The sequence below is a fragment of the Streptomyces sp. NPDC017991 genome (genome assembly GCF_044328075.1).
Classification (GTDB): Bacteria; Actinomycetota; Actinomycetes; order Streptomycetales; family Streptomycetaceae; genus Streptomyces.
In genome coordinates this window covers 706053-730434 of the sequence record NZ_JBIRGP010000003.1, presented here as the reverse complement: position 1 = coordinate 730434, position 24382 = coordinate 706053, and the positions used below count along the sequence as shown (strand labels likewise).

Below are 24382 nucleotides of genomic sequence, written 5' to 3'. Positions count from 1 at the left end.
TCCTGCCAGTTCGGGTGCACACTGTCAGGATGCTGACCAACGTGGCCGCCGTCCTGCTCGACGGCGTGCATCCCTTCGAACTCGGCGTCGTGTGCGAGGTGTTCGGCCTCGACCGCAGCGACGAGGGGCTGCCGGTGTACGACTTCGCGGTCGCCTCGGCCGAGGGGCCGACGCTCGCCACCCATGTCCCGGGCTTCACGCTCTCCACCCCGTACGGTCTCGACCGGCTGGAGGAGGCCGACCTGATCGTCGTGCCCGCCGGGAGCCACTACATCGGGCGCACCTATCCGCCCGCGCTGCTCGACTCCCTGGTCCGGGCCGCCGACCGCGGCACCAAGGTGCTCAGCGTCTGCTCCGGGGTCTTCGTGCTCGGCGCGGCCGGCCTGCTCGACGGGCGGCGCTGCGCGGTCCACTGGCGGCACGCCGGGACACTGGCCGAGCGCCACCCGCGCGCGAAGGTCGAACCGGACGTGCTGTACGTGGACGAGGACCCGGTGATCACCTCGGCGGGCACCGCCTCCGGCATCGACGCCTGTCTGCACATCGTCCGCAAGGAGCAGGGCCCCGAGGTCGCCAACAGCATCGCGCGGCGCATGATCGTGCCGCCGCACCGCGACGGCGGCCAGGCCCAGTACATCGAGCGGCCGCTGCCGCGCTCGCAGTGCGACACGGTCGGTGCGGTGCTCGTCTGGATGGAGAGCCACCTCGGCGAGGAGGTGACCGTCGAACAGCTCGCCGCCCGCGCGCACATGTCGCCGCGCACCTTCGCCCGGCGCTTCCAGCAGGAGACGGGTACCACCCCGTACCGCTGGCTGCTGCGCCAACGGGTGCTGCTGGCACAGGAGTTGCTGGAAGGAACGGACGAGACGATGGACTTCATCGCGGACCGCACGGGGTTCGGGACGGCGGCCGCGCTGCGCCATCAGTTCGTCCGCTCGCTGGGGACGACACCGAACGCGTACCGGCGCACGTTCAGGGGCCCGCAGGCCGCCTGAACGTGCGCGGAGCGGTCAGCGCGGTACGGCCGCGCTCACCTCGGCACCGCCCTCAGCAGCAGCCGGTGCGGTCGCAGTGTGATGCCGACGCGGGTGGTGTCGTTCGACTCGGACACCTGTTCCAGGCGCCAGCGCGAGGCCACCGCCGCCGTGACGAGCCCGAGCTGGGCCATCGAGAAATGGTCGCTCGGGCACTTCCGGTTGCCCACACTGAACGGGCTCATCGCGTACTTCGGCACGTCCTTGGCGCGTTCCGGAAGCCAGCGATCGGGGTCGAACTCCAGATGCCCGCCGTACGAACGCTCATCGCGCTGTATCGCGTACGGGCTGTAGACGATGTCGGCCCCGGCCGGAATGCGATACCCGCCGAGTGCGGTTTCGGTCACGGCCCGGCGTGTCAATATCCATACGGCGGGACGCAACCGCATGGCCTCGACGACGACATTGTTGGTGTGGGACAGCTTCCGCACGTCCGCGAATGCGACAGGACGGCCGTCGGTGACCGACTCGACCTCTTCGCGTACTCGGTCCGCCTGTTCCGGGTGTTCCGCGAGGACCTGCAGAAGCCACATGATCGTGGAAGCGACGGTTTCGCTTCCCGGGGTGAGTATCGCGACCACCTGGTCGTGGATCTCCTGTTCCCCGATGGGCTCGCCATTCTCATCCTTCGCTTCCAGCAATGCTGTCAGCAAATCGTCCGGCTTTTGACCGGATGCACGGCGCTCGGCCACGATCTCGTCGACCAGGAGGTGTAAATCGGCCAATGCGCGGTCGAATTTACGATTGGCCGGAAGCGGAAGCCTGTAGAGCGGTCCCGCCGGAACGACCATGCGGCGGTACATGCCGCGGAACACGGTGGCGAGGGCGATACTCAGCCGCTCGGCCCGCTCGTCCATGAAATCTCCGCGCAGCAGGCAGCGGGCGGCGATACGGACGGCGACGCGGAACGACTCCGCGGTGCAGTCGATCGTCTCGCCGGGCCGCCAGCGCTCCGCGAGGGCGTGCGCCTCCTCCTCCATGATCGGCCCGTAGCCGGGGATGGCGTCCAGCCGGAAGGCGGGCTGGATCGTCCGGCGCTGACGCCGGTGCCGCGAGCCGTTGGCGGTCGCCACCCCCTCCTTGCCGAGCAGGCCTTCCAGGGACTCCCACAGGGGTCCGTCGATCTTGAAGTCGGGGCTCAGGGCCAGTTCCCCGGTGAGGGCCGGCGTGGTGACGGCGTACACGGTCTTGGGTCCCAGCTTCAGCCGGACGACATCGCCCTGGTCGCGCAGCCGGGACAGGAAACCCAGCGGGTCGCGGACCAGTTTCAGGCCGTGTCCGAGGCCGGGGAAGCCGCCCTGGGCGAGGGGCGGGACGGACAGTTCTGCCGCTTGGTGTGCAGCGGACCGTACCGACTCGACGGTCATTTCTCACCTGCCGCTTCGTTGTTGACGTACGGGGGTGTGGTGCGGTCGTCCCAGCTGTCCACCATGTACCGTCCCGACTCGTGGTGGAACCAGTACACGGAGCTGAACCAGTTCCGCATATTGAAAAGACACGCCCGTACGGCAGCCGCTAGTTCGGCGCCACGGGCGGACCCGTTGTCGATCCTTTCCGCGTACCTCAATACCTCCTGTTCGACATCGAGGAATTCGGTTATGCACTCCTCGACCCGCCGCCTGACTTCCTTGACCGATTCTTCCAGTCGCATTCCCTCGTGATGAATGAGACTGATGCCGAGATTGTGCACCTCGTCGCCCGCGATTTCCTTGGGCAGAGAGCAAAGATCGTTGTACCAGGCGGCGAAATCCTGGCACAGCAAAGCAGCCCTGCGGTACGCGGGGTTCTCCCGCACGGCGACGGGCAGTTCGTACTCCGCGCTCGGTTCGAGCAGGTCGAGCCAGATCCAGTGCGCGAAAGTGTTCCGCCGTAGTTCGAGGTATTCCTCGACGGTCGGGACAATGCCCGACGTACGGTTGCGGAATTCCTGGTCGTACGCCTCGATGACCGCGTGGAAGTGTTCCGCGAACCGCGCGTTCCACCCCTCGCCCAGGAACGAGTACAGCCGCACCACGCTGTCCGCGAACCCCGCAACCAGCGGGTCCTGGTGGTGCAGGTGCTCCCGCGGGGAGTCCAGAGCCGCGTGCAGTTGACCCCTGAGCCGTTCCCAGGCCGCCGGCCGGCCGTGGATGACATCACGGTCGTGACGGTCGTCCCAGACGAAGAACCACGCGCTGTAGTCCGCTATCGCCTGGAGGACCTCGTCGGGCGCGCCAATGTAGTAGCCCGCCATGAGGTCGGTGTAGCAAAGCCCGTCGGCATATGCCTCCACCTTCGCCGCCGACATGAGGCGCATTTCCAGGAGCCAGACCCTGGTGTTCTCCTGCAGCCTGGGCCAATACGGATGGAGTTGACGGGGAAACTCGGCCTCGATCACCGGAAGAGAGAGCGCCGGTGGAACGAGGGCCGAGGTGTACATCGTTGAGGTGCTCTGTGAGAAAGCAGGCACGAACAAACCCCTCTCAGCCGCCTGTTGACGACACGCCCCTCCCGCTGTGCTGGGCGTGCGCCGTTGCGTATCCCCGCGCTTCCCATTCAGCACCACAACTGACCGTTCTGGGAACGGATTTGCTTCGCTCACTACCCCACGGTGCCGAGAATCTCCCTATGTGTGACTGAATATGGATCACTACAGGCGCACAAGGGATCGAACGTGCAACGCACAGACGAACGGCGCCTGGTCGGAAGGGAATCCGACCAGGCGCCGTGGGGGCGGGACGCTCACGCCCCGGTTGCCGTTCTCCGTCCCAGACGTTCGCAGAGGTTGTCGCGGACGTTCTCAGTCGTTCGCGACGACGGGGTAGCGCGGTTCGTTCTCGGCCATCTGCCGCAGCGCGTCCTTGCGCTCGCGCTTGGAGAGCCGGTCGATGTAGAGGTACCCGTACAGGTGGTCCGTCTCGTGCTGGAGGCAGCGTGCGAAGTAGCCCGTGCCGCGCACCTTGATCGGGTTGCCCTTCTCGTCCTGCCCGGTGACCTCGGCGTAGTCGGGACGGGCCAGCGGCGCGTACGCGGTCGGCACCGACAGGCAGCCCTCGTTGCTCTCGTCCAGCTGGCGCCGCTCGGCGGGCAGCTCGACGAGCACGGGGTTGCAGATCACACCCGTGTGCCGCTTGCCCTCGTCGTCCGGGCAGTCGTAGACGAAGACCTTGAGGTCGACACCGACCTGGTTCGCGGCCAGGCCCACACCCTCGGCGGTGTGCTGGCTGGCGAACATGTCGTCGACCAGCCGGGCGAGGTCGTCCCCGAAGTCCGTGACGTCCCTGCACTCCTTGTGCAGCACCGGGTTCCCGACGACCGTGATGGGCCGGGAGGTCCCGCGCCCGCGGTAGGCCGCCTCGCGCTCCTGCGGGTTCTCGGTGTCGATGACGAAGCCCTCGTCGTCCACGGGGAGCACTCCGGAGTGCTGCTGCTCAGTGTCCTGCTGCGCCATGACCGACGTAAGCCTTCCTCGGAAAACGGGGTTGATGCTGATACAGGGTACGGGGGCACCGCGTCCCCTGGGGGCGCGGGGAACTGCGCGACCAGCCACGGCGGACCCGCACCCGAAGAACGACCCCCGCAGCCCCGCGACCGCGCAACCGCGCCCGCCGGTTAACAGACCTCTTCGAGATCACGCCAGTCCCGGGAGTCAGGACTGTCGGCGACCCACCCGTCCAGCAGCCCCCGCACCAGCGAGGCCGGCGCCGCGAGCCCGCACTCACGCTCGGGCACCCACAACTGTCCGTCGGTCCGGTGACCGAGCGGCCCGGGATGCCCCGGCTCACTGTGATCGTGCGGATCGAGATGCTCCCCGTCCCCCTCGTCGGACGGCATCCGCGACTCGGAGCACATCCGGCACAGCAGCCGCACGGACGACGACCAGTCCTCCGCCGCGAACCCCGCGTCGGCCGCGAGCCGCTCCAGGGCGTCCCGGTCGTCCTCGGTCTCCGCCTCAAGGAGCACGACCCAGGTGGGCACCGGCGAGGGTGCCCACAGCTCGATCTCGTCGAAGACGGGATACGCGTGCCCCGCGGCGGTCGTCCGCTCCCCGTGGGGTACTCCGTCGTGCAGGACGACCTCGCCCCAGCGCCGCCCGGAGGACGGCAGCGGGATGGAGAGGACCTCGATACGGGCGGGGTCCAGCCGCCGCCCCCACACGACCTCGGCCTCGCCTTCCGGCGACAGCCGCACGGCCGCGCTGCCGAGGTCCATGCCCACCGGTTCGCCGGAGGCGCCGGCGCCCGCGCCGGGCTTGGGCCGCGAGGCACCGCCGGGCACCCGCAGGCCGTACGCCTGCCAGGCCCGCCGGGCCAGCGGCCAGTCCTGCAGGGCGGTCGCCGCGATGCCGACGTTCCACCAATCGGGGGCCCCGGTCTCCCGGTCGAGCAGCGCCACGGCGCGCAGACCGGCCGCTCGCGCCTGTTCCCAGTCGTGCCGGAACTTGTGCAGCAGCGCGAGGTTGAACCAGGACTCGGAAAGCCAGGGTTCCAGGTCCGCCGCACGTGTCAGCAGCGCCCCCGCGTCCTCGTACCGGCCGTCGCCGATGAGGGTGAACGCACGGTCGGTGGCCTGCCGCCATGAGGCGGAGGGCCGGTGCCGTCCCTTGCCGAAGATCCTCACGATTCCCGCCTGCCAGTTCGTTGAAGAGCGTGCAGCCTCGGGCTGGACTGTGCCCCCTGATGTCCTCTTCCTCGCATCCAACCACGGACCGTCGGAAGGGCGCTCATTACCCATGGGTTACCCAACCAGAGGCAAGGTAAGACCGTCTCTCGCCAGCACCCTGGCCAGCGACTCGACGACCTCGGGCCGGTAGTCGCGCGCGGTGCCCAGCCGCAGCTGCTCCAGCGCCTTGAGCGGCCCACCGGGGCCCGCTTCCCGGGCTATCTCCTCGTACGCGTTCACGGCCCTCACGATCGACGCGCTGACCGGTTGTTCCCGGTACGGGTCCGCCTGCCGTTCCACCACGACGGCGACCGCGGCGGCCACCCCCGTCTGGCGCACCACGGCACCGCCGAGCAGGGCGATGCGCCGCTGTTCGGCGGGGGCCAGGGCGGCCGTGGCACCGGCGGGTACGGGGTCGACGAGCGAGAGCTGGCCGATGTCGTGCATCAGGGCCGCGTACTCCAGGACCGTCAGCTCGGGTCCGGAGAGGCCCAGCTCGCGCCCGACGGCCCGGCTGAGCGCCGCCACGCGCCGGGCGTGCCCCGCCGGGGTGTAGCCGGCTATCTCGGTGGCCCGGGCGAGGGAGGCGATGGTCTGGCGGTAGGTGGTCCGTACGGCCGCGTACCGCCGGAAGGACAGCTGGGTGAGCAGCAACGGCAGGGAGAAGACAAGCAGCGCCCACAGACCCGCGACGGCGACCGCGAGCGCCATCACGGCCCCGGTCGCGCAGACCGCCGACCCGATGCCGAGCGTGCCGCGCAGCTCGTCCCGCAGCAGCGGTCCGAAGGGCCACCGGGTCCGTGCGCGCGCCATGGCCGCGGCGAGCACGGCGTCCCACAGCGTGGTCAGCAGGAGCAGCGCGACGACGAGCACGGCGTACGCGGGTCCGGTCTCGGCCCACTCCGCCGGCCTGCCCTGGTTGTAGAGGGGTTGGAAGCACACCGCGGCGAAGCCGACGGTCAGGACGCGCCGGGTGAGATGGTCCGCGGTGGGCCCGCGGCCCTTCGCCACGTGCGGCACACAGCCCAGCAGGGAGGCGGCCGTGACCACGGCGACGATCTGCGGGACCCCGTCGTGGGTGGGGTGACCGGCGTTCTCGCCGAGCAGCGCGTAGGCGAGGGCCCCGGCGGCGGCCAGCGGCGCCGACTCACGTTCCTCGGCTCCGCTCCACCGGGCGAGTTCTCCCACGCAGATGAGCACGGCGAAGGCAAGAGCGGCCCCCCGCTCGTCGATCCCGCCCCGGAGCGTGACGGCGAGAGCGACCACGGCGACCAGCGCGGCGACGGCCCGCACTGCCGTGAGGGCGAGCGGGGCCCGAGGGGTGTCCACGTCGACGACCACCGGCAAGACGTCGTCGCGGCCGACTGACGGAAGCGGCCCGGTACCGCCGCCGCCGGGCGAGGGGGACGGGCCGTCGCCGCCGGGCGAGAGGGAGGGCCCGGTGCTGCCGCCGGCCGAGGCGAATCCGCCGGTCTCGCCGTGGGCCGACGGGGACGGGCCGTTGTTCGTCGTGTTCATGGGCCGGGCCCGCCGACGGCTCCGCGGTGGGGGTCCAGGTTCGTGGGCGCGCGGGGAGCCGGTGGGTGGGGCCCGGTGTGCGGCGGTGTCTCGTCCGCCGTCACCGCGGGATGCCATCCCTGCCGGACCAGCGCCCGTACGAAGGCCTCCACCATCCGCGGATCGAACTGGGCCCCGGCGCATCGCTCCAGTTCCTCCAGAGCCACCGGGACCGGCCGCGCCCGCCGGTACGAGCGGGTCGACGTCATCGCGTCGAACGCGTCCGCCACCGCCACCACCCGGGCGAACTCCGGGATCTGGCCCCCCTTCAGCCCGTACGGATAGCCGCTCCCGTCCAGCCGTTCGTGGTGGTGCAGGATCGCCGACCTGGCCTCCCCGAGGAACCCGATCCCGCGGACCATCTCGTGCCCGTACTCGGGATGCAGCTCGATCACCCGGCGTTCCTCGGGCGTCAGCGGCCCGTCCTTGCGCAGCAGCCGGGTGGGGACCCCGAGTTTGCCCACGTCGTGCAGGATGCCCGCGAACCTGAGCACCTCGGCGCGTTCGTCGTCCATGCCCAGTTCACGGGCGATCATCATCGACGCGTGCCCGACCCGTTCACTGTGCCCGCGGGTGTAGCCGTCCTTGATGTCGACGGCCTGCACGAGCGCCCGGATGGTGGCCCGGTGGGCGGCCCGCTCCCGGTGGTACTGGGCGAACACCCACCACGACACGTACATCGGCAACAGCACGAGCAGCGCGGCGGCCGGCCCGTACGGGCTGCGCCAGAGCACCGCCATCATCAGCCCGGCGAGCCCGTGCACGGCGACGGGCGCGAGCGAGCGCAGGAACAGCCCGCGCCAGGCGGCCCGTACCGGCACCCGTTCGGCGAGCGCCAGGATCCCTCCGTCCAGCACGGTCAGTACCAGGCAGAACGCCACCACGGCCGCGCCGGCGGCCACCAGGGCGTAGGGGAAGTCGGACATGACGACCGCGTCCCGGCCGCCCAGCGACCAGTGGACCTTCGAGGCCGCCCAGGTGCTGAGCGCGAGCTGCGCGGCCCGCCACACCCGGCGCAGCCACCGCGGTCGCCGCTCGACCCGGGCCAGCAGCGCCCCCGGCAACGGCACGAGCGCGGCGGCGGGCGGCGGCAGCAGGAAGGCGGCGGCGAGCATCACCGGCGTATGCCATCTGAGGGACGCCCCGGCCTCGCCGGCCTCCCGGGACGCGCCCGCGCCCTCGGGCCCCCCGTCGCCCGCGAAGCGGCTCGCGGCGAGTAGTTCGCATGCCGCGCAGAGCACCGCGAACAGCGCCACCGCCGGCCAGGGGGCGCGGGTGTCCGGAACCGGCACGGCACAGAACGCCGCGGCGAGCGCGGTGCAGACGACGTAGACACGCGCCCACGGCGGGACCGACCGCATGGCGCAGCTCCCCTCCCGCACGAACCACCTCGCACAAGCCCCGTACAGATCCGGCACAGGCCCGTGCAGGCTCAGCACAGCCCTCGGGACATGGACGATAGGGCGGTCGGGTGGGGCTCGGGGGAGGCATGGGCCGATTCACCGGGCCGAGGGAGCAGATTCGCCCGTTCGAGTGAGCCGCGTATTCGTACGAGGCCTCGCGTCCAGCCAGGACCGGACGCCTGTACGAGTTCGTAGGCGCCCGGATCGTTCTCCGGGCCGGCGGTTCAGCGCGCCACGTCGGCCGCGAGCGCCTGGGTCAGCTGCTCCACCGTGGCGGGCGACTCCCGCTGGAGCGCGGCGAGGTCGAGGCCGTCGTCCCCCATCACGGTCAGCAGGGCGCGGTCGCCCACGGCCATCACGATGACGTGCCCCGAGCCGCACCTCGCCACGACCTCGCGCAGCGCGCCGACGCCCGTCTGGTCGGCCATCCGGCGGGCCACACCGAGGGTCGCGGCGGCGAGCGCGGCGACGGACTCGGCGTGGGAGGAGTCCGTGTCGGCGACCACGAGCAGTCCGTCCGCCGTGGACAGGACACTTTCGGAGACCCCCATCACCCGGTCGCGCAGAGAGGTCAGGATCTCGGTGAGGGGATTGGGCTGCGACGTGTCGCTCATGGCGCTCCTTGCTGCGTGCATGGGTGGTCGTGGTGCCGTCGGAGCGGTGTCAGTCGGCTTCCGGAAGTGCGCCCAGGCCCCGGCGGACCCGGCGCAGCATGTCGAGAGAGGGCTGGTCGGCGGCCAGCTGCTCGGGCGACAGCGGGGGCATGGCGAACGGCGGCGCGGAGGGGGACGGGTCGGCACCCCGCACCGGCAACGGCGGCGGTCGGTGCGCGGACGCCGACGGCGGGCTGTCCGCCCCCCGGCCCGGCTCCGCTCCCGCGCCACGAACGTCCCCCGGACCAGGCGCCGCCGCCCCGCCCCGGGCCCCGGCGTCCGCACACGGCCTCCCGACACCGGGAACTGCCCCACCGTCCGCTCCGGCTTCGGCGTCCGGCCCCGGCGCTGGCGCTGGCGCTGGCGAGGAATCCGTTCCCGGCGCGCTGCCCGGCCCCGGCCCGGCATCCGGTCCTGGTACGGCGCCCGGCGTCGGTGCCGCGTCCGATCCTGGTACGCCGTCCCGTGCCGGCTGGGTGTCCGACCCCGGTACGACGCCCGGCGCCGGTGCGGCGTCCGGTCCCGGTACGCCATCCCGCTCCGGCCCGGCACCCGATCCCGGTGCGCCGCCCGGCACCGATGCCATGTCCGATTGCGACACGCCATCCCGCTCCGGCCCGGCACCTGAACCCGGTACGCCATCCGGCGCCGGTGCGGCGTCCGAACCCGCTACGGCGCCCGGCACCGATGCCGCGTCCGGTCCCGGTACGCCATCCCGCTCCGGCCCGGCACCCGATCCCGGTGCGCCGCCCGGCGCCGGTGCGGTGTCCGAACCCGATACGGCATCCGACACCGATGCCGTGTCCGATCCCGGTCCGGCGCCCCGGGCCTGCTCGGTGTCCCGTGCCGGCTCCGTGTCACCTGCCCGTACGCCGTCCGGGCCCGGCACGATGTCCGGGCCCCGCGTCCGACGGTTCGCGGTGCGCCGGGCTTCGGCGCCCGTCCCCCGTCGAAGACGCTTCGCCGCCCGACGTCTGCTTGAACTCACTAGCCCCCGTGCCCCCCGGTCGTCCCCGCGGGCAAAGCGTCGCTTCCCTCAGCGGGCGCCTGCCCCGGCGGGCTTTCCCGCGCCTGTCCGTCCGGCACGAAAGTCTCCCGCGTCTGCCCACCCAGCAGGTGGGCCTCTCGCGTCTGCCCATCCCGCACGAGGGCCCCGTGCGCCTGGCCCTCACGGATCTCATCCTCACGGGCCCGGTCCTCATGCGCCTGGCCCTCGCGGGCCGGGGTCTCAGGGACCTGGCCCTCACGGGCTGGGGTCTCAGGGACCTGGCCCTCACGGGCTGGGGTCTCAGGGGCCTGGCCGTCGCGCGACCGGCTCTCACGCGTCCGGGTCTCCCCCGGCCATGAGCCACCGCCCCGCGTACGCCTCGGCAGCGGCGCGGCCTTCGCGGCCGGCTCGGCCGACGGAGGGCTCGACGCCGGCACGTCCGGAGCGCCGCGTCCGGGCAGCACCCGCGGCGCCGTGCTGGGCCGGCCCTCGGACGGGCCGCCCGTCTCCCAGCGGATGAGACCCTGCGCCTCCAGACGCGTCAGGTCCAGCATGATCGCGTACAGCCCGCGCCCGAGGGTGAAGGCCATGTCCCGGGCGGTGCGGCGGCCGTTGACGGTGCTCAGTACGGAGCGATGGCGGTCCGAGAGACCACGGCGCAGACCGGCGTCCGGAACCGCCGCGGGCCGTATCCGGGCGAGTTCACCCGGCGCCCCCCACGGGCCGGAGAGCCGCACGATGCGCCGGGTGGTCTCCTCGGTCAGCCGCCGCGGCTCCACGCCGGGCCCCGCGTGCAGCGCGGGTTCCGGGCCGTCCAGCGTCCAGCCGCCGGGCGGGCCGACCGCCATGGCGAAGGCCGCGTCGAACACCGACGCGGTGCACACGACCTCCAGTTCGGCGGCGCCGATCAGGCCGGCGGACACCAGGTACCCGCCCAGCCGGTCCGTGTCGGGCTCCGCCGCACAGGCGGCCAGCCAGGTCTCGTCGTCGATACGGCCCGGTGTGAGCAGCACCGAGGTGGTGGACGGGGCGCCGGGGGTCTCGACCGCGGCGATCAGTCCGCCCCTCAGGTGAATCGTTCCTCCTGGGGATCCGGAGACCCGGACGGTGCCGCTGTGACCCTCTTCGTGCAACCCCTGCAGCAGCGCGGGCAGATTGCGCGCCTCGGCCGTCGTCATGCGAGCACCTCGGCGGCCCGGTCGGCCAGACTCCGCGTGGCGAGCGCCAGGTTGGCCCGTTCCCGGTCCATCCCCGCGGTCAGCAGCAGCGGGTCGCCGACCGGCCGCTCGACGGCGAGCAGCACCTGATGGCGCCGCGTGCTGGTCATGATCACACTCTCCAACTCCCCCTCGGCGCCCGCCCGCCCCAGTCGTTCGGCGATGAGGGCCGCGAGTTCGGCGCACTCGGCGCCGTCCCCCGCCTCGTCCGCGTTCCCGGCCACCCCGTAGGTGAGGCCGGTGACCGCGTCGACCAGGGCGACGCCGGTGACTCCGGGGGAGTCGAGAAGCCGGACCAGGGAGGCATCAACGGCCGTCGTCATTACCCCGTTCCCCCTTCACGTCTTGACGTCGCACACTACTTTGAGCTTCAACTTACGCAACAGACGTCATATTTTGTATTTTGTGGCGCACTAGTCGCTTGTGTTCGATCGTAGTTGTACAGACAACGACCGGACAGCGTCACCGAGGAATTGGGGCAGCAGCATGAACATCGAGACCGCGCTCAAGGAAGCCATGTCCGTGGAAGGTGCCATCGGCGTCTCCCTCGTCGACTACGAGAGCGGCATGGCGCTCGGCACGCTCGGCGGCGGACCGACGCTCGACCTGGAACTCGCGTCGGCGGGCAACACCGAGGTGATGCGCGCGAAGATGCGGACGCTCTCCTCGCTGGCCATGGACGACACCATCGAGGACATCCTGATCACGCTGGGCAAGCAGTACCACCTGATACGCCCGCTCACCGCCAGCGGCGGCACGCTCTTCCTGTACCTCGCCCTCGACCGTGGCCGCAGCAACCTGGCGCTGGCCCGGCACAGCCTGAAGAGGATCGAAACGGCACTGGAGATCTGACGCCACGCCCGCCACACCGCGGTCACCCGTAACGCCAGTAACACCCGTGAAACCCAGAAGCCGGACCGGCTGAACCGGTCCGGCGTCGGGTACCAGATGCCCCTCAAGGCCTCGGGATCTCTGAGCTGCGGGATTTCTGAGCTGCGGGGCTTCAGCGCTTCGGGGCTTCAGCGCTTCGGGGCTTCAGCGCTTCGGGGCTTCAGCGCTTCGGGGCTTCAGCGCTTCGAGGTTCTTCTCAGCCCTCGGCGGTGGCGCCGCGGGCGTCCGCGGTCGTGACCTCGTGCTCGGGCACCGCCTGCCCGGAGCGGATCAGCTCGATGCGGCCCATGACCTTCGCCCGCAGATCGGTCGGCACGTCGTCCTGACCGCAGCACCGCTTGACGAGCTTCTTCACGGCCTGCTCAAGTCCGTACTTCTCCAGGCACGGTGAGCACTCCTCGAAGTGCACCTCGAACTTGGTGCAGTCGGCATCGGGCATCTCGTGGTCGAGGAACTCGTAGAGATGATCGAGTACTTCACTGCAGTCCGTCTCGTGCGGCTCTCCGCAGCTCATGAGCCCGAGCCTTTCGTTCCGTCCGACTCTCCGGCGCCCGCCGGGACCAGGCCGCGGTCCTTGGCGTAGTCCTCCAGCATGCCGCGCAACTGACGGCGGCCCCTGTGCAGGCGGGACATCACCGTACCGATTGGTGTCCCCATGATGTCCGCGATCTCCTTGTACGCAAAGCCCTCGACGTCCGCGAGATAGACGGCGATACGGAATTCCTCGGGGATCGCCTGCAGCGCCGACTTGACGTCCGAGTCGGGCAGGTGGTCGAGCGCCTGCGACTCGGCGGAACGCAGACCGGTCGACATGTGCGACTCGGCACGCGCCAGCTGCCAGTCCTCGATCTCCTCGGCGGCGGACCGCTGGGGTTCGCGCTGCTTCTTGCGGTACGAGTTGATGAAGGTGTTGGTGAGGATCCTGTACAGCCACGCCTTGAGGTTGGTGCCCTCACGGAACTGGTGGAAGGACGCGTACGCCTTGGCGTACGTCTCCTGCACCAGGTCCTCGGCGTCGGCCGGGTTCCGCGTCATGCGCAGCGCGGCCGAGTACATCTGGTCGAGGAACTCCAGCGCGTCCCGCTCGAAGCGCACATTGCGCTCGGCGGTGGACTCGCTGCTGCCCGTGCCCTCGGGCTGCTCCGCCTGGCCGTTTTCGGTCCCTGCGTCGGTCCCTGTGACCGGACCCACCTCCTCCAGAGTCTGGGCGGGGCCGAAACCGGTCCCACCTGAATCGGAGAATAGACGACCGGCGGTCGCGGCGGCTTGCCGATCCGGTCCGCCCGCCACCCGAACAGGGGCGGTCTTCGCCGCGTGCAGCACCGACCACTCCAGGTCTGTGCTGCTGCCACGGCTCGGGCAGATGGTCGAACCCATGCGGCGGACTTCCTCTCGTACGACGTCTCCCAGCACACCTTCCGTGCTGTCTGATCCGCACAACAGTGGTCCGGAGCGCAACATTCCCGGGGTCACCCGAGTGACGAAACCCACTTCAGGACGCCGTCCGTGATGACCGTCAACGCCTGCTCCTGGCCGACCGGGGCACGCTTCGGCACGGCGAACCCGTGATCGCCGTACGGCACCTCGACAAGCTCGTACGAGCCCGGCCGGGCCTGTTCCGGGAACTCCTCGGGGCGTCCGAACGGGTCGTTGCCGCCCTGGACGACGAGTGTGGGCACCCCGGCGCCGAGCAGTTCGCCGGCGCGGGACCTCTCCGGCCTGCCCGGCGGGTGCAGGGGAAAACTGAGCGCGAGGACGGCGTGGGCGCCCAGCTCGGTGGCCGTGCGGCAGGCGACACGGGCGCCGGCGCTACGGCCGCCCGCGACGACGGGGAGGCCCGGCGCGGCGAGCGCCGGCCACAGGTCCCGCCAGCCCACGTCCAGCGTCTTCGGAGCGGGCGCGAGCTTCTTGCCCGCGACCCGCCAGGGCTGTTCGACGAGGGCCACGGTCACTCCGTGCGCGGGGAGTACGGCGGCGAGTGCGCGCAGGTCGCGCGCCTCGATCCCGCCACCGGCGCCATGGCTGACGGCCAGCACCAGCCCTGCCGCCTTCACGGCTCTGTCGGCCTTCGCGGCTTTACCGGCCGTCTCGGCTTTAGCGGCCCTCGCGGCTTTGCCGGCCTTCGCGGCCCGGTGCCAGGTGATCCGGGCCGTGCCCGCGTCCGTCTCGACCGTCTGGACCGTCTGGACCGTCTCGATGATCTCCGTCACATGCGTCACGTCAGAAGAGTGTGCCCTCCTCGGGCCCCTCCAGCTCCTTCAGCAGCTCCGGCCCGTTGTTGCGGACGTTGCTCACCGCCGTGGAGACGGGATACGCGCGCATCAGCCCCTCCGGCGGCGGCGCGAGCAGGGAGCGCAGGTCCTCGACGTCCGTACGGGAGGGGTCGAGCCAGGCGTCCCAGCGGTCCGGGGTGAGCATGAGCGGCATGCGCGGGTGGATGTCGGCGAGGGAGCGCGGTCCCTCCCCGGGACCGACCGCGAGCGGGGAGGTCTCCGCCTCCGTGGTGATGACGGAGCACGTCGCCCACCAGGCGCGGGGGTGGTCGTCGGGCAGCGTCCCGTCCCGCCAGAACTCGTACAGCCCGGCCATCGCGAAGACGGAGCCGTCGGCGGGGAGCACGAAGTACGGCTGCTTGCGGGGCCGCTTCTTCTTGCCCTCCACCTCCAGGTCGCGCTCGCCGGTGCCGGTCACCCACTCGTAGTAGCCGTCGGCCGGGATGACGCAGCGCCGGGAGGTGAAGGAGCGCCGGAACGAGGGCTTCTCGTGGACGGTCTCGGCACGGGCGTTGATCATCCGGGCGCCGCCCTCGGGCGTCTTCGACCAGGAGGGGATCAGGCCCCACTTCAGGCGGCGCAGCTGGCGGACCGGCTCGGGGTCCTCGGTGCCCTTGAGGGGACGGTCCAGGACCGCGTACACCTCTTTGGTCGGGGCCACGTTGAAATCGGGGTCCAGAGCGTCCTCCGGCTCCCACTTCTCGATCTCGAAGACTCCCGCGAGGTCCTCGGGCCCACGACTGGCCGCGTACCGTCCGCACATCTGGAACCACCCCTCCGCCCTGACGCAATCGTGAACCTACATCGTCGCAGTCACCGTCCCGACGGCTTCCGGGACCCCGCCCCGGTCCGGAGCGGTTCACAGATGTCTCCGGGCCTGCGCACAGCTGCCAAGGGTAGAGCGGGTACCCCGGACCATTTCGGGCCCTCACCGCGGTCATCGCAGCTGCGACCACCACTGTGATTACGGCTGTGGCTACGGCAGCGACCTGCACCTTCGCCGTCAGGAACGATCCCCGCCCCTCCCGCGTCTCACCTACCGTCCGCTCATACATGTCAGACTGCCTCGCCCACGCGCAAAGCCCTGTCGACAGCGTCCCAAGGGAGCCCGAGCCACCAATGGACAGCACCGCAGCCACCTCGCTGGCGACCGTCTGGGACGAGGTCTTCGGGAGCCAGCCCGACCCCGACACCTGGGTCGTCGTCGCCACGATGGCCGCCGCGCTGGCCGTGATCGTGCCGCACCCGGTGTGGCGGTTCTCGCGCAACGCCATCACCATCGCCCACGAGGGCGGCCACGGTCTGGTCGCGCTGCTCACGGGCCGCAGCCTCAGCGGTATCCGGCTGCACTCCGACACCAGCGGTCTCACCGTCAGCCGCGGCAAGCCGACCGGCCTCGGCATGATCCTCACCGCGGCCTCGGGCTACACGGCTCCCCCGCTGCTCGGCCTGGGCGGCGCCGCGCTGCTGGCGGGCGGTCACATCACCGCCCTGCTCTGGCTGGCGACCCTGCTGCTCGTGGCCGTGCTGGTGATGATCCGCAACGCGTACGGCGCCCTCACGGTCCTCGTCACCGGCGGCACGTTCGTGGCGGTGTCCTGGCTGACCGGCCCCCAGGTCCAGGCGGCGTTCGCGTACGCCGTCGTCTGGTTCCTGCTCCTCGGCGGAGTCCGTCCGGCCTTCGAACTCCAGGTCAAGCGTTCGCGCGGCGGAGCGGGCGACTCGGACGCGGACCAGCTGTCACGACTGACGCACATACCGGCGGGCCTGTGGCTGTTCCTGTTCCACTCGGTGTCCCTGTGCTCGCTGCTGGCCGGCGCCAACTGGCTGCTGGACCTGCAAGGCGTGTGAGGCATGTGAGGCGTGTGAGGCTCTGGATGGGGCGCAGCCCTTCCTGAGGGGCGCGGGGCCGTATCGATATGCGGCTTTGCCGCGTGGGCGCGACAAGCCACACACGCCCCGCAGCCGCCCGACCACACCAGCCCTCCGAGCTCTCACGCGCACACAACACCCCCACGGAGTGGTCCCGCCGCTTTCGATCAAGATCTCCGCAAGGGGCGAACCCTTAAAGTGAGGGCATGCCCGTTAACCCCGCCCCCACCGCCCTCTGGCCCGCCCCGCACGCGAGCGGAGCCGTCGACGCGACGGTCCACGTGCCCGGGTCCAAGTCGGTCACCAACCGCGCGCTCGTCCTCGCGGCACTCGCGGCCGAGCCCGGCTGGCTCCGCCGCCCGCTGCGTTCCCGCGACACTCTCCTGATGGCCGGTGCACTGCGGGCGATGGGCGTGGGGATCGAGGAGGGCGTGGGCCCCGACGGTTCCGGCGAGGCATGGCGTGTCATCCCCTCGGGCCTGCACGGCCCGACCACCGTCGACGTGGGCAACGCCGGCACCGTGATGCGCTTCCTGCCGCCGGTCGCCGCGCTCGCCGACGGCCCCATCCGCTTCGACGGCGACCCCCGTTCGTACGAGCGACCGCTGAACGGCGTGATCGACGGCCTGCGCGCCCTCGGGGCCCGTATCGACGACGACAACCGCGGCGCGCTGCCGCTGACCGTGCAGGGCGGCGGGGCGCTGGAGGGCGGCCCCGTGGAGATCGACGCGTCCTCGTCCTCGCAGTTCGTGTCGGCGCTGCTGCTGTCCGGCCCGCGCTTCAACCAGGGCGTGGAGGTACGGCACACCGGCTCGACGCTGCCGTCCATGCCGCACATCCGGATGACCGTCGACATGCTGCGCTCGATCGGCGCCCAGGTGGACACTCCCGAGTCGGGCGGCGAACCGAACGTCTGGCGGGTCACGCCGGGCGCGCTCCTCGGCCGCGACCTGACGGTCGAGCCGGACCTGTCGAACGCCCAGCCGTTCCTGGCCGCCGCGCTGGTCACCGGCGGCACCGTCGTCATCCCCGACTGGCCGGCCCGCACCACCCAGCCGGGCGACAGGCTGCGCGAGATCTTCACCGAGATGGGCGGTTCCTGCGAACTGACCGAACGGGGCCTTGAGTTCACCGGTTCCGGCTCGATCCACGGCATCGACGTGGACCTCGGCGAGGTCGGCGAGCTGACCCCGGGCATCGCGGCGGTCGCGGCCCTGGCCGACTCGCCCTCCACCCTCAGCGGCGTGGCCCATCTGCGGCTGCACGAGACGGACCGGCTGGCGGCGCTCACCAAGGAGATCAACGAACTCGGCGGTGACGTCACCGAGACCGCCGACGGCCTCCACATCCGCCCGCGCCCGCTGCACGGCGGGGTCTTCCACACCTACGACGACCACCGCATGGCGACCGCGGGCGCGATCATCGGCCTCGCGGTGGAGGGCGTACAGATCGAGAACGTGGCGACGACGGCGAAGACCCTGCCGGACTTTCCCGCTCTGTGGACCGGAATGCTCGGGAACTGACGGGCGGACCGGGATCATGCGCCGTTACGGCAAGCACACCGACGAGGACGACATCCCCTCGCGCCCCAACCGCAAGGGCAACCGCCCCCGGACGAGCATCCGGCCCAAGCACGAGGACGCGGCCGAGGGCATGGTCCTCACCGTCGACCGCGGCCGGCTGACCTGCCTCGTGGACGACCGCGTGGTCTTCGCCATGAAGGCACGCGAGCTGGGCCGCAAGGCGGCGGTCGTCGGCGACCGGGTGGCCATCGTCGGCGATCTGACCGGCAAGAAGGACACCCTCGCCCGTATCGTCCGCATCGAGCCGCGGACCTCGGTCCTGCGCCGCACGGCCGACGACGACGACCCCTACGAGCGGGTGGTCGTCGCCAACGCCGACCAGCTGGCCATCGTCACGGCCCTCGCCGACCCGGAGCCCCGCCCGCGCCTGATCGACCGCTGCCTGGTCGCGGCGTACGCGGGAGGCCTCGACCCGCTCCTCGTCCTCACCAAGTCGGACCTGGCCTCCCCCGACGAACTCCTGGAGCTGTACGGGGCGTTGGGCGTCCCTTACGTCGTGACGAGCCGGGAGGAGCTGGAGAGCGGCGAGGCCGTCGACCGCGTACGCAAGCAGCTGGACGGCAAGATCACGGCGTTCGTCGGGCACTCGGGCGTGGGCAAGACGACGCTGGTCAACGCGCTCGTGTCGACGGAGCGGCGGCGCTCCACGGGTGTCGTCAACGCGGTCACGGGACGCGGCAGGCACACCACGACCTCGGCGCGCGCGGTCCCCCTGCCGGGCGACGAGGGCTGGCTCGTCGACACGCCGGGCGTGCGGTCCTTCGGGCTGCACCATGTGGACCCCTCGCAGGTCATCAAGGCGTTTCCCGACCTGGAGCCCGGCACGGAGGGCTGCCCGCGCGCGTGCAGCCACGACGAGCCGGACTGCGCGCTGGACGCGTGGGTCGCCGAGGGCCACGCGGACCCGGCCCGCCTCTACTCGCTGCGCCGCCTGCTCTCGACCAGGGAGCGGCACGAGGGCGACTGATCGCGACATGAGCTCTGTGTTGTTTGCATCCCTGTCGCGATGGTAAAGGCATAATCGCACCAAGTCGGATCCGGCTCATCAGGCTCGTCCGGCCGAGACGACCGGATCCAAGCGAACCCGAGCGATCACGAGCGATCACGAGCGATCACGCGGCATCAGGAAGCGCATACCAAGCGGTCACGGAGCGTGGGAGGGCATCACATGGCGTGGCTGCTGGTCGTCGTGGCGGGCTTCTTGGAGACGGGTTTCGCCGTCTGTCTCAAGCTCTCCCACGGCTTCACGAGACTCTGGCCGACGATCGCCTTCTGCGTCTTCGCGCTGGGCAGCTTCGGCCTGCTCACCCTGTCCCTGAAGAAGCTCGACGTGGGTCCCGCCTACGCGGTGTGGACCGGCATCGGCGCGGCCGGCACCGCCATCTACGGCATGATCTTCCTCGACGACCTGGTGTCCACGCTGAAGATCGTCTCGATCTCGTTCGTGATCATTGGAGTCATCGGCCTGCAGCTGTCCGGCTCCTCCCACTGAGCCGACTCCTTCCCGACCCCTTCCCGGCACCCTCTCGGCCACCTCCCGACCCCGTCCCGGCCTCCGCGCCCGGCCGCCCGGCCGCGCGGGCGCCTCAGACCACGGACCGCACCGTGGCGAGGGCGTTGCGGACGAGCCCCGCAGTGCTCCCCTCACCCGCCGGGGCCAGCACGCACGACACCCCCAGCCGCACCGCGAGTTCACAGGCCCGGGCCAGCTCCGCCGCCTCCGCCTTCGACCCGCCGTGCGCGGCGAGCGACGCGACGGCCCGGTCCCGCACCAACGCCACGAAGTCGCCGGGTGAGGGCAGCGGCCCGTCGGCCCGGCGCTGGGCGGGCACGGCCGAGGACGACGGCACGGCGGACAGGGTCGGAGAGGGCAGCCGCTCCCCCCAGCAGCCCGTGAGCATCGCCCGCACCAGCACGTTCCCCCGGGCCGCGGACGCCGTCCACTCCGCCGCGGCGGCCAGCCGCTCCCGGGGCTCGGGCCGGCTCACCAGGGCCCGCTCCACTCCGGCGAGATAGGCGTCCGCCTCCCGCCGTACGAGCGCGCGGGCGAGGCCTTCCTTGCTCCCGAACTCGTTGTACAGGGTCTGCCGGGACACCCCGGCGACGGCGGCGACATCGACCATCCGCACGGCGGACCACGGACGGCGTCCGAGTGCCGTGTAGGCGGCGTCCAGTAGGGATTCCCGCGCTGCAGGCATCGTCGCCTCCCTGGGGCGATCGGCTCTGCGCATCAGAGTTGACGCGCACGGGGGCACTGTCAAGACTTCGCACGACCTACGGGGCGCGCGAGGCCCGCGGAAGCGGGGGTGTGCGCCCTTGGGCGCGTCTGGGGCGGGTCCGGTCCGGTCCGGTCCGGTCCGGTCCGGTCCGGTCCGGTCCGGTCCGGTCCGGTCCGGTCCGGTCCGGTCCGGTCCGGTCCGGTCCGGTCCGTGGGAGGGTGCGGGTCCGCTGTGGCTGGCCGCGCAGTTCCCCGCGCCCCTGAAAGGCGGGGCTGCGCCCCAGCCTTTCCCCTCAGGCGCGGGGAAGGACGCATCCTCCCCCCTTCAGGGGCGCGGGGAACGGCGCAATCTTTTAGGGGCGCGGGGAACTGCGCGGCCGACCACGACGGACCCGCACCCGACGAACGGACCCGAGGTCCCCCAGACGCGCGCGCTCAGCCACAACCACCCCGCACCCTCTCCACAACCCCAGCCCTATAGCCGCACCCCGCGGAGCGGTACCGTTCGGTCATGCCCGACTATCGCGATGACCTGCGCCTCGCCCATGTCCTGGCGGACGCCGCCGACGCCGCGACGATGGACCGGTTCAAGGCGCTCGACCTCAAGGTCGAGACCAAGCCGGACATGACCCCGGTGAGCGAGGCCGACAAAGCCGCCGAGGAACTGATCCGCGGCCACCTCGGACGGGCACGGCCACGGGACGCGATCCTCGGCGAGGAGTACGGCGTCGAGGGCACCGGCCCCCGCCGCTGGGTGATCGACCCGATCGACGGCACCAAGAACTACGTACGAGGAGTGCCCGTCTGGGCCACGCTGATCGCGCTGATGGAGGCGGGCGAGGGCGGCTACCAGCCGGTCGTCGGCGTGGTCTCCGCACCCGCGCTCGCCCGTCGCTGGTGGGCCTCGAAGGGTCACGGCGCCTTCACCGGCCGCAGTCTGTCGTCCGCGTCCCGCCTGAAGGTCTCCCAGGTCTCGCGGATGAAGGACGCCTCTTTCGCGTACTCCTCGCTCGGCGGCTGGGAGGAACGCAGCCTCCTGGACGGCTTCCTGGACCTGTCCCGCGAGGTGTGGCGCACGCGCGCGTACGGCGACTTCTGGCCGTACATGATGGTCGCCGAGGGCTCGGTCGACATCTGCGCGGAGCCCGAACTCTCGCTCTGGGACATGGCGGCCACCGCGATCGTGGTGACGGAGGCGGGCGGCTCCTTCACCGGCCTCGACGGCCGCCCTGGCCCGCACAGCGGCAACGCGGCAGCCTCGAACGGCATCCTCCACGACGAGCTGCTGGGCTACTTGAACCAGCGCTACTGACGCGCAGCCGACACCCCTGACGAGCTTCGATCACGGGCGGCAGAGGTCGCCACGACGCCCAGTCAGCACGGCTGCCGTGCAGCCCGTCAGATGTGTGGGGCAGTGCTGCGCTCCGCCGCGGCGGTTCCGCGTCGGACGCACTACTTTTCCTCCTCTGGATTTACAGATGAGGAGCCGGAAGAAACAATCGAGAACCCTTGTTGCCTATTCGGCTGCTTCAGCAAGCCGAGTGTGAAATTCATCAGACCAATTCGCCCGGCGAGATCATGGATGTGCTGACGCAGGTAGGGATACGCGGTCATGATCGCAACGTTGGCACCAAAGGATTGGTATACAGGATCTCCTACGTCTTCACCTTCAAAGGTGAAGCTCGCGAGGAGAACCACCGTAAGGTCGGCGACGGCGTCTCCCGCTTCGGAAAGTGCCTGGCACTCCAGAGTAAAGCGATAGTCGACAGCACCCGCACGCGAGGAGAATCCTGTGTCCAGCGAGGCAGTAGCACGCTGCGGAGCATCCCCAGAATGTCTAACGGCATGACACTCTTGCGCGATTATACCGCGAAGATCCACCCGGGCCACGAACTCACTCAGCTCTTGAAGATTCCCCACACGCTCCGTCACGAGCGACTAGCCTCGTTTCGAATCGAGCGGAATTCTCGGGTAGGCGAGATCACAGGGACAGTTACCTCTGCATTTCCCGTGAAGTCATACAGAGATTCACTGAATCCGCGAGCATCGGTGCATCGCATCTCAACCAAGGTACTGCTCAGCTCGGACTTACTCAGCTGGACCTGGATGCCGCCCGCGCCACCGAATGCACCAGAAAGGTCGGCCTGTTCTCCCTCATCACACGAGGTGTCAGGGAATGCCTCGACCTTGGTCCATTCCCGGTCGAACGCTGGGATCATTTCTCGACCCTCAACGATCGCCTTGCGCGGTTCACCGGCCGGCACAACACGAAGCTCCACCTCGTACCCCAGTACACTGAGATAGTTGGCGAGTGTGTTCACCCGGAGGTTTCCATCTCCGTTGAAAACCTGATTTACCGCAGATTTCCTTATACGGAGACGCGATGCGAGCTCTGTCTGACTTACGCCACAAGCGCTCAGGGTTCGATACAGAACGCGAAGAACTTCTCGGCGAAGTCTCGCCGCGGCCAATAGCCGACCACCATCTTCGCTACTGGCAAAGCGGTCATAGAGTGCTTTCATGACACTGAGTCCTCCTTTCGAACCCAAACAGCCTTGCGAATTTCACCACGAGGGGATCGCAGCGTGCCCTTGATGAACCCGTGAGTCAACCTGACGGCGCCTACCGTCGATCCGACGACATCAAAGAACGGCAATCTCACATCTCCGGACTTGAGCTCTTTGATTCCGTCTTCGAGATTGTTGATTTCCCGTGGAAACATGAGCTCGCGCCTATGGGCAAAATCTTCCAAGACTATTAATGTGTCAGCAAGTCGCCTACGATCCTTCTTCCGTTTTGAGTCTTCCAGAATCCTCAGAAATTCGTCTGCCAGAGATCGTCCATTTGACGTCCTGGCGGCCTCGATCACACGCAAGCGGCCCTTTTCTAAAACGACCCGCCCACACTCGATGCACTCCTGACGATTCAGTCCAGTTATAACTGTACCCCCCACCCCAAGGGTCGACAAGGCCTAGGATCTGCGTGTTCCTACCTAGATCCTTCTGGCTCAGCCGACACCGAGTCACCTTTGTCGCTCTAAACCCCCGACGGAAGTGCAGCAACACAGGGACGGCATGCGGGTAACGCTAGCCGTCGACGCAAGAACAGTGAGGGTTAACGCCGAACGTAGCCCGTTCGTGTTAGTCCACTGCGCGTTCCTGCTCCTGTCGTGACGGTAGGTGCGCGTATCCAGACCGCCTGCACCGCACGCCAGAGCAGTACTCCGCTCAAGGATTCGGAAGTTGGCGCGCATCGGGCATCGCGAAATGGGCACCCACAGCGCACACAAGCAGGACACAGCCCCAACCGCCCGACAGCGCGGGGGCATTACGCGTTCGACTGCGCCGGCACCCGTCACGGCGGCACCACCCCCGCCGGACCTCAGGCGGGCCGGTCGCGCCCCACCGACCGAACCGGCCGTCACCAGCACTACCGAGACACGCGCAACCGTTCGAGGCGCACGTGCTGCGACCACGCGCCCCGAACCAGCCGCGTACGCCCTCTTGTTGACCCTCCCTTTAACTGCGACTCTGAGAGCTCCCCCACTTGTGAACTTGTGAATTCGTTAACGAACGGATTCGTAGGAGGTGGCTCGGTCCATGCTCGTTCGCGACGCCATGAGTACGGTGGTCCTCACCATCGGCCCCGCCCACACTCTCCGGAAGGCCTCCACCCTGATGGCCGCGCGCCGCATCGGCGCGGCCGTGGTCCTCGATCCCGACGGCATCGGGATCGGCATCCTCACCGAGCGCGACATCCTCAACTCCGTCGGCCTGGGCCAGAACCCGGACACCGAGCGGGCACACGCGCACACGACCACCGACGTGGTGTTCGCGGCCCCGACCTGGACGCTGGAAGAGGCCGCTCAGGCGATGGCCCACGGCGGCTTCCGTCATCTCATCGTCCTCGACCACGACGAGCCGATCGGCATCGTCTCGGTCCGCGACATCATCCGCTGCTGGGCACCACTCCGTCAGCCCGCCCCGGCCTGAGGAGACCTCGCCACCCCCGACGCGGCACAGAGGTGAGCGGGCCGGCTCCCCGGTACGAGG

At 70.2% G+C, this 24382-nt stretch carries 24 protein-coding genes; 8 read left to right on the top strand and 16 right to left on the bottom strand.

The annotated features are described in order from the left end of the window. Nucleotides 1-29 precede the first annotated feature (29 nt). The gene (locus ACH4DZ_RS11745; RefSeq protein ID WP_398286852.1) at nucleotides 30-995 is read left to right on the top strand and encodes a helix-turn-helix domain-containing protein; all 966 of its coding nucleotides are present in this window, start codon (nucleotides 30-32) and stop codon (nucleotides 993-995) included. Nucleotides 996-1030: 35 nt separating this feature from the next. Here the strand turns inward: ACH4DZ_RS11745 and ACH4DZ_RS11740 are convergent, their stop codons facing one another. The 9 genes from ACH4DZ_RS11740 to ACH4DZ_RS11700 all read right to left on the bottom strand — a co-directional run bounded on the left by ACH4DZ_RS11740 (nucleotide 1031) and on the right by ACH4DZ_RS11700 (nucleotide 11816). After that, complete coding sequence (locus ACH4DZ_RS11740; protein ID WP_398286850.1) at nucleotides 1031-2401, bottom strand: cytochrome P450; 1371 nt, start codon at nucleotides 2399-2401, stop codon at nucleotides 1031-1033. Continuing rightward, on the bottom strand, nucleotides 2398-3453 hold the full coding sequence (gene cyc1, locus ACH4DZ_RS11735; protein WP_398287080.1) for an epi-isozizaene synthase: 1056 nt from the start codon (nucleotides 3451-3453) through the stop codon (nucleotides 2398-2400). Before cyc1 ends, ACH4DZ_RS11740 begins: the two co-directional genes overlap by 4 nt. 360 nt (nucleotides 3454-3813) lie before the next feature. Continuing rightward, entirely contained in the window at nucleotides 3814-4464 is a 651-nt protein-coding gene (def, locus tag ACH4DZ_RS11730) for a peptide deformylase (RefSeq protein WP_398286848.1), read from the bottom strand. Nucleotides 4465-4625: 161 nt separating this feature from the next. Continuing rightward, a complete protein-coding gene (locus tag ACH4DZ_RS11725) occupies nucleotides 4626-5633 on the bottom strand; it encodes a tetratricopeptide repeat protein (RefSeq protein ID WP_398286847.1) in 1008 nt (335 codons plus the stop codon). 117 nt (nucleotides 5634-5750) lie between these two features. Continuing rightward, nucleotides 5751-7004, bottom strand: coding sequence for a metal-dependent phosphohydrolase (locus ACH4DZ_RS11720; protein WP_398287079.1), 1254 nt, complete (start codon nucleotides 7002-7004; stop codon nucleotides 5751-5753). Between the two features lie 185 nt (nucleotides 7005-7189). Next, nucleotides 7190-8593: an HD-GYP domain-containing protein gene (locus ACH4DZ_RS11715; protein WP_398286846.1), complete on the bottom strand. Its 1404-nt coding sequence runs from the start codon at nucleotides 8591-8593 to the stop codon at nucleotides 7190-7192. A 266-nt stretch (nucleotides 8594-8859) separates the two neighbouring features. Next, nucleotides 8860-9249 (bottom strand): roadblock/LC7 domain-containing protein, encoded by a 390-nt coding sequence (locus ACH4DZ_RS11710; protein ID WP_107021406.1) that lies wholly within the window; start codon nucleotides 9247-9249, stop codon nucleotides 8860-8862. A gap of 1026 nt (nucleotides 9250-10275) precedes the next feature. After that, nucleotides 10276-11454, bottom strand: coding sequence for a DUF4388 domain-containing protein (locus ACH4DZ_RS11705; RefSeq protein ID WP_398286845.1), 1179 nt, complete (start codon nucleotides 11452-11454; stop codon nucleotides 10276-10278). Then, nucleotides 11451-11816, bottom strand: coding sequence for a hypothetical protein (locus tag ACH4DZ_RS11700; protein WP_398286844.1), 366 nt, complete (start codon nucleotides 11814-11816; stop codon nucleotides 11451-11453). The genes ACH4DZ_RS11705 and ACH4DZ_RS11700 overlap by 4 nt, the downstream gene beginning before the upstream one ends. Before the next feature lie 163 nt (nucleotides 11817-11979). Between ACH4DZ_RS11700 and ACH4DZ_RS11695 the strand changes: the two genes are divergently transcribed. Further along, nucleotides 11980-12345, top strand: a complete 366-nt coding sequence (locus ACH4DZ_RS11695; RefSeq protein WP_398286843.1) for a hypothetical protein — start codon at nucleotides 11980-11982, stop codon at nucleotides 12343-12345. 235 nt (nucleotides 12346-12580) lie between these two features. On the opposite strand, the gene rsrA is transcribed toward ACH4DZ_RS11695, so the two are convergent. The 4 genes from rsrA to ACH4DZ_RS11675 all read right to left on the bottom strand — a co-directional run bounded on the left by rsrA (nucleotide 12581) and on the right by ACH4DZ_RS11675 (nucleotide 15420). After that, complete coding sequence (gene rsrA / locus ACH4DZ_RS11690; RefSeq protein WP_398286842.1) at nucleotides 12581-12898, bottom strand: mycothiol system anti-sigma-R factor; 318 nt, start codon at nucleotides 12896-12898, stop codon at nucleotides 12581-12583. After that, entirely contained in the window at nucleotides 12895-13575 is a 681-nt protein-coding gene (gene sigR, locus ACH4DZ_RS11685) for an RNA polymerase sigma factor SigR (protein WP_398286841.1), read from the bottom strand. The genes rsrA and sigR overlap by 4 nt, the downstream gene beginning before the upstream one ends. Nucleotides 13576-13853: 278 nt before the next feature. Beyond that, the gene (locus tag ACH4DZ_RS11680; RefSeq protein ID WP_398286839.1) at nucleotides 13854-14603 is read right to left on the bottom strand and encodes an alpha/beta family hydrolase; all 750 of its coding nucleotides are present in this window, start codon (nucleotides 14601-14603) and stop codon (nucleotides 13854-13856) included. Nucleotide 14604: 1 nt separating this feature from the next. After that, complete coding sequence (locus ACH4DZ_RS11675; protein WP_398286838.1) at nucleotides 14605-15420, bottom strand: SOS response-associated peptidase; 816 nt, start codon at nucleotides 15418-15420, stop codon at nucleotides 14605-14607. Between the two features lie 356 nt (nucleotides 15421-15776). Between ACH4DZ_RS11675 and ACH4DZ_RS11670 the strand changes: the two genes are divergently transcribed. From ACH4DZ_RS11670 to ACH4DZ_RS11655, 4 genes are all read left to right on the top strand, one after another. After that, a complete protein-coding gene (locus ACH4DZ_RS11670; protein WP_398286837.1) occupies nucleotides 15777-16508 on the top strand; it encodes a M50 family metallopeptidase in 732 nt (243 codons plus the stop codon). Between the two features lie 227 nt (nucleotides 16509-16735). Continuing rightward, nucleotides 16736-18052 (top strand): 3-phosphoshikimate 1-carboxyvinyltransferase, encoded by a 1317-nt coding sequence (gene aroA / locus ACH4DZ_RS11665; RefSeq protein ID WP_398286836.1) that lies wholly within the window; start codon nucleotides 16736-16738, stop codon nucleotides 18050-18052. A gap of 16 nt (nucleotides 18053-18068) precedes the next feature. Further along, nucleotides 18069-19079, top strand: a complete 1011-nt coding sequence (gene rsgA, locus ACH4DZ_RS11660; protein WP_398286835.1) for a ribosome small subunit-dependent GTPase A — start codon at nucleotides 18069-18071, stop codon at nucleotides 19077-19079. A 201-nt stretch (nucleotides 19080-19280) separates the two neighbouring features. Beyond that, nucleotides 19281-19604 (top strand): multidrug efflux SMR transporter, encoded by a 324-nt coding sequence (locus tag ACH4DZ_RS11655; protein ID WP_267027172.1) that lies wholly within the window; start codon nucleotides 19281-19283, stop codon nucleotides 19602-19604. 94 nt (nucleotides 19605-19698) lie between these two features. On the opposite strand, the gene ACH4DZ_RS11650 is transcribed toward ACH4DZ_RS11655, so the two are convergent. After that, the gene (locus ACH4DZ_RS11650; protein WP_398286833.1) at nucleotides 19699-20310 is read right to left on the bottom strand and encodes a TetR/AcrR family transcriptional regulator; all 612 of its coding nucleotides are present in this window, start codon (nucleotides 20308-20310) and stop codon (nucleotides 19699-19701) included. A gap of 531 nt (nucleotides 20311-20841) precedes the next feature. On the opposite strand from ACH4DZ_RS11650, the gene hisN reads away from it, so the two are divergent. Then, a complete protein-coding gene (gene hisN / locus ACH4DZ_RS11645; RefSeq protein ID WP_398286832.1) occupies nucleotides 20842-21642 on the top strand; it encodes a histidinol-phosphatase in 801 nt (266 codons plus the stop codon). A 140-nt stretch (nucleotides 21643-21782) separates the two neighbouring features. Here hisN and ACH4DZ_RS11640 read toward each other — a convergent pair whose 3' ends face one another. Together ACH4DZ_RS11640 and ACH4DZ_RS11635 are read right to left on the bottom strand one after the other, a co-directional pair. Beyond that, nucleotides 21783-22262 (bottom strand): hypothetical protein, encoded by a 480-nt coding sequence (locus tag ACH4DZ_RS11640; protein ID WP_398286831.1) that lies wholly within the window; start codon nucleotides 22260-22262, stop codon nucleotides 21783-21785. Continuing rightward, nucleotides 22259-22852: a helix-turn-helix domain-containing protein gene (locus ACH4DZ_RS11635; RefSeq protein WP_398286830.1), complete on the bottom strand. Its 594-nt coding sequence runs from the start codon at nucleotides 22850-22852 to the stop codon at nucleotides 22259-22261. Before ACH4DZ_RS11635 ends, ACH4DZ_RS11640 begins: the two co-directional genes overlap by 4 nt. A gap of 1077 nt (nucleotides 22853-23929) precedes the next feature. On the opposite strand from ACH4DZ_RS11635, the gene ACH4DZ_RS11630 reads away from it, so the two are divergent. Further along, complete coding sequence (locus ACH4DZ_RS11630; protein WP_398286829.1) at nucleotides 23930-24322, top strand: cyclic nucleotide-binding/CBS domain-containing protein; 393 nt, start codon at nucleotides 23930-23932, stop codon at nucleotides 24320-24322. The last annotated feature ends 60 nt before the right edge of the window (nucleotides 24323-24382 follow it).